5 protein-coding genes and 1 tRNA gene are annotated in these 3,885 nt (G+C 63.3%); 2 read left to right on the forward strand and 4 right to left on the reverse strand.

Going from position 1 to position 3,885, the window contains the following annotated elements; genetic code table 11:
* Window positions 1–115: 115 nt before the first annotated feature.
* The 4 genes from NKJ06_RS34775 to NKJ06_RS34790 all read right to left on the reverse strand — a co-directional run bounded on the left by NKJ06_RS34775 (window position 116) and on the right by NKJ06_RS34790 (window position 2,915).
* Window positions 116–364 (reverse strand): Trm112 family protein, encoded by a 249-nt coding sequence (locus tag NKJ06_RS34775; protein WP_352632134.1) that lies wholly within the window; start codon window positions 362–364, stop codon window positions 116–118.
* 92 nt (window positions 365–456) lie between these two features.
* Window positions 457–1,128 carry an LON peptidase substrate-binding domain-containing protein gene (locus tag NKJ06_RS34780; protein ID WP_352632132.1) on the reverse strand — a complete coding sequence of 224 codons (672 nt, stop codon included), beginning with the start codon at window positions 1,126–1,128 and terminating at the stop codon, window positions 457–459.
* Between the two features lie 203 nt (window positions 1,129–1,331).
* Window positions 1,332–2,333, reverse strand: coding sequence for a thioredoxin (trxA, locus tag NKJ06_RS34785; RefSeq protein ID WP_352812444.1), 1,002 nt, complete (start codon window positions 2,331–2,333; stop codon window positions 1,332–1,334).
* An 84-nt stretch (window positions 2,334–2,417) separates the two neighbouring features.
* Window positions 2,418–2,915 carry a prolyl-tRNA synthetase associated domain-containing protein gene (locus NKJ06_RS34790; protein WP_352812446.1) on the reverse strand — a complete coding sequence of 166 codons (498 nt, stop codon included), beginning with the start codon at window positions 2,913–2,915 and terminating at the stop codon, window positions 2,418–2,420.
* Window positions 2,916–3,178: 263 nt separating this feature from the next.
* Between NKJ06_RS34790 and NKJ06_RS34795 the strand changes: the two genes are divergently transcribed.
* Both NKJ06_RS34795 and NKJ06_RS34800 read left to right on the forward strand, forming a co-directional pair.
* Window positions 3,179–3,253, forward strand: a tRNA-Gly gene (locus NKJ06_RS34795).
* A 191-nt stretch (window positions 3,254–3,444) separates the two neighbouring features.
* Window positions 3,445–3,885 (forward strand): type 1 glutamine amidotransferase domain-containing protein (locus NKJ06_RS34800; protein ID WP_352812448.1); only part of this gene is annotated, 441 nt, incomplete at its 3' end.

Here is a 3,885-nt window from a genome sequence, read left to right on the forward strand (position 1 = left end):
GGTGAAGGCCGATGCGACATCCAATCTCCCCCCTTGCGGGGGAGATGGCCGGCAGGCCAGAGGGGGGTGCTGTCCCGCTAGCCACGGCAATTTCTGCGCCCCAGCGCGCTCGAATTCACGAAGGCCCGCTCAGGCGAGGCGGCGGCGGGGCCAGCACATCCTCCACGGACAGCGTCCGCGCTTCCGAGGGCAGCATGATCGGGATACCGTCGCGCACCGGATAAGCGAGCTTGGCGACCCGCGAGACCAGCTCACCGCGCTCCGGATCCCATGTCAGCGGCCCCTTGGTCAGCGGGCAGGCCAGCAGTTCCAGCAGCTTGGGGTCGACATTGACCTTCTTCCCGTCACGTCCAACCGCCGCCATAAGATTCTCTTCCAGCCAGTTGCGGGCCTGTGTTGAGATTCAGCTCAGGCCGCGCCGTTCGCCGGCCGGCCTCACCTGAATATCGGCACATCTTACTGCAGACTCGACCCAAAATCCTCATTCTCGCGCGCCAGCGCCATTTCGGTGATGGCAATCAGCGTTTCGGCCCGCGTCTTCAGGTCGGCCGCTTCGAGCAGCGCCTGTTTCTCGGCTGGCCCGTAGGGCGCCATCATCGACAGCGCATTGACCAGCATGGCATTTTCCGCCCGGCTGACGCTTTCCCAGTCGGCCTCCAGGTCGTTGGCCTGCAGATAGGCGCGAAATGCCTTGAGCAGCGATGGCCGGTCGATCTCGTTGGCCGCCTGATCCTCATCGAGATCGGCGAGGAAGGGCGCCAGCTTGGCCTGCCGAAACGGCGTCTTGACCGTCAGTTCGCGGGTAATGCGGAACCGGCACACGCCCTGCAGTGAAATCAGATAGCGGCCGTCGCCGGTCTCGGAAAAGGCGATGATGCGCCCGGCGCAGCCGACATTGCAGAGTTCCGGCTCGCCGTCGTCGCGCAAGGCGCCGTCGAGACTGGGCTGGATGACGCCGATGAGCCGCGAGCCGGTGATGGCCTCGTCCACCATCTGCAGGTAGCGCGGCTCGAAGATGTTGAGCGGCATGCGGCCTCCCGGCAGCAAAAGCGCACCCTCGAGCGGAAAGATCGGGATCGTCGACGGCAAATGCTTGGCGAGCCGGTAATGCGCGTTTCCCGCTTGCACCTCATTCCTCCGATCGCGCCATCAAGAAGCGCGTCAATTCCCCGTCCTAGGCCGTCCACCGTTTCACGAAAACGCTGAATCGCTCTATCTCTTTGTTTTAACGCATATCGTTCTCCCAAAACCGGGAACACTTCTGGGCGATATGCTTTAATCTGGCGCGGTGATCGCCGACGCCAAGCCCGTGCGGCAAAACAACCGCAAGGTCAGGAAAACAGCAGCGCCGACAATTTGCGCCGCGCCGCAAGCGTCGCGTCGTCGGTCATGCCCCAGGCCTCGAACAGTTGCAGCAATTGCGTCCTGGCGCCGTCCTCGTTCCAGGTCCGGTCGGCCTTGATGATGGCCAGCAGATTGTCGGCCGCCGCGGTGCGGTCACCGTTGGCGTTCTGAATCATGGCCAGATCGAAACGCGCCTGATGATCCGCGGGATTCTCCGCCAGGCGGCGCTCGAACTCGGCCGGATTGCCAAGGGCCGCCGCTTGCGCGGCAACCGCCATCTTGGCACGCAGGGCGGCCAGCGGCGGCGCATCCTTCTTGGCTTCCGGCGCCGTTGCCAAAAGTGCCTCGGCGCCTTGCACGTCGCCAGCCTCGAACAGCAGCTCGCCCAGGCCGCCGATCGCCTCGACGGTCTCCGGCGCCTGCGCCAGGATGGCATCATAGATGTCGGCAGCGGTCTGCATGTCGCCGGCGTCGCGCGCTTCCGCAGCCGCGGTCAGCGCCTCGGCCACCGGCGGCGCGCCATCGCCCTTGCCGCCGACCTTGGTGATGAATTCGGCGATCTGGCTCTCCGGGATCGCACCCATGAAGCCGTCGACTGGCTGGCCGTCCTTGAAGGCAATAACCGCGGGAATCGACTGGATGCCGAGCTGGCCGGCGATCGAGGGATGGTCGTCGATGTTCATCTTGACCAGCTTGACCTTGCCGCCGGCGGCCTTGACCGCCTTCTCCAGCTGCGGCGTCAACTGCTTGCAGGGCCCGCACCAGGGCGCCCAGAAATCGACCAGCACCGGCTGGCGGCGCGATTCCTGGATGACGTCGGCGGCAAAGGCGGCGGTCGTCGTGTCCTTGATGACATTGGCAGGGGCAGTGGGCGCATCGCCAAGCGCGACCTTCGCCGGCGCCGGCGCGGTTCCACCATACTGCACCGATGTGGTGTACTGGCCGCCATTGCCGCCGAAGGGGCCGCCAAACGGATTGTTGTCGCTCATCTCTTTAACCCTTCCGTAGCGCGGCCGGCTGGCAGCCGGCGCCATATCCTTCAGACCGTCGGTTTCAAGCCTTCCATGTGGCGATCACGCGGAGACTTTCAAGATAGCAGCATCGTGCCCGGTTGCCTCGACGAATCTGATCAGGTCCACTGCGGCGATCGATGTCGTCGCCTCATTGGTCAGCGGATGCCCGTTGATCACCGCATGCTCCATCAAATCCTTGTCGAGCACGAGCTTAACCCTGTTTGCCGTGTCGTTGATGACGCCAAAGACCGTGACGGCGCCCGGCGTGACGCCAAGCAGCTCCATAAGCATCTCCGGCTTGCCGAAGGAGACGCGGCCGGCGGCGCCGATCACCTGGTGGATCTGCTTCAGGTCGACAACCGCATCCTCGCCGACGGTGACGAGGAAGAAATTGTCCTTCTTGTCCTTCAGGAACAGGTTTTTCGTGTGCCCGCCCTCTATTTCGCCACGCAGCGCCTGCGAATCGGCGACCGTGTAGAGAGGCGGATGGCGTTTCGTCGAGGCAGCAATGCCGAGTTCGGCAAGAAACGCCATCAGGTCGGCTTCGGTCTTCGGCATCGGTTTGTCTTCGTCCCGTTGGTCAGCCCATGCCGTTTACGGCCAATGGGACGGCCGACACAAGACCGTCATGCGACATCACTATGAGCGGCACCGCCCTTCGCGGTGGCGCCGCCGCCGCCCGCCACTCGCATGCCCGCCGCGCAGTGCCGGCGGCTTGCCGGCATCGCTTGCCGCGTTGCAAAAAAGCCTGCGATTTCCCTGTTGCAATCGCCGCGCTCTTCAGCCATATAGGCCCGGCTTGCGGCCAAGACGCCGTGCGAGCGGGTGTAGCTCAGGGGTAGAGCACAACCTTGCCAAGGTTGGGGTCGAGCGTTCGAATCGCTTCACCCGCTCCAGTTTCCTCTAGGGAAATCAAGCATCGAAAAGCCGCGGAACTCCGCGGCTTATTCGTTTTTCGGGCCGGCGCTGGCCGAGCTGCTTGGCCGAAACTTCCTCGTCCTCCTCAGAAATCACATAAAATTACAGCGAGGAACGCTTCCCGCTGGGTCTCGTTAGCCCACCGTCAATCCAACGATGGAGAGAACCAATGCAGGATATTTCCGGTAAGCGCGTCGCTATCCTTGCGACAAATGGCTTTGAACAGGCCGAGCTTGAAGTGCCGCTCAGGAAATTGCGTGAAGCGGGCGCTAAGGTCGATGTCGTGTCGCTCGCAAGCGGCAAGATCAGGGGTTGGGACCACAAGGATTGGGGCCGCGAGGTTCCCGTCGACAAGATTTTGGATGAGACGCGGGCGGATGACTACGACGCGATCGTCCTGCCCGGCGGCGTCATCAATCCCGACCTGCTGCGGATCGAGCCGAAAGCCCTCAATTTCATCAAGTCGTTCTGGTCGGCCAACAAGGTCGTCGGCGCGATCTGCCATGCGCCCTGGCTTCTCGTCGAGACTGGAATTGTGAAGGGCCGCCGGGTCACGTCCTACAAATCGATCAAGACCGACGTGATCAATGCCGGTGGTGTCTGGGAAGAC

The sequence above is a fragment of the Mesorhizobium sp. M0293 genome (assembly GCF_040321735.1).
Lineage (GTDB): Bacteria > Pseudomonadota > Alphaproteobacteria > Rhizobiales > Rhizobiaceae > Mesorhizobium.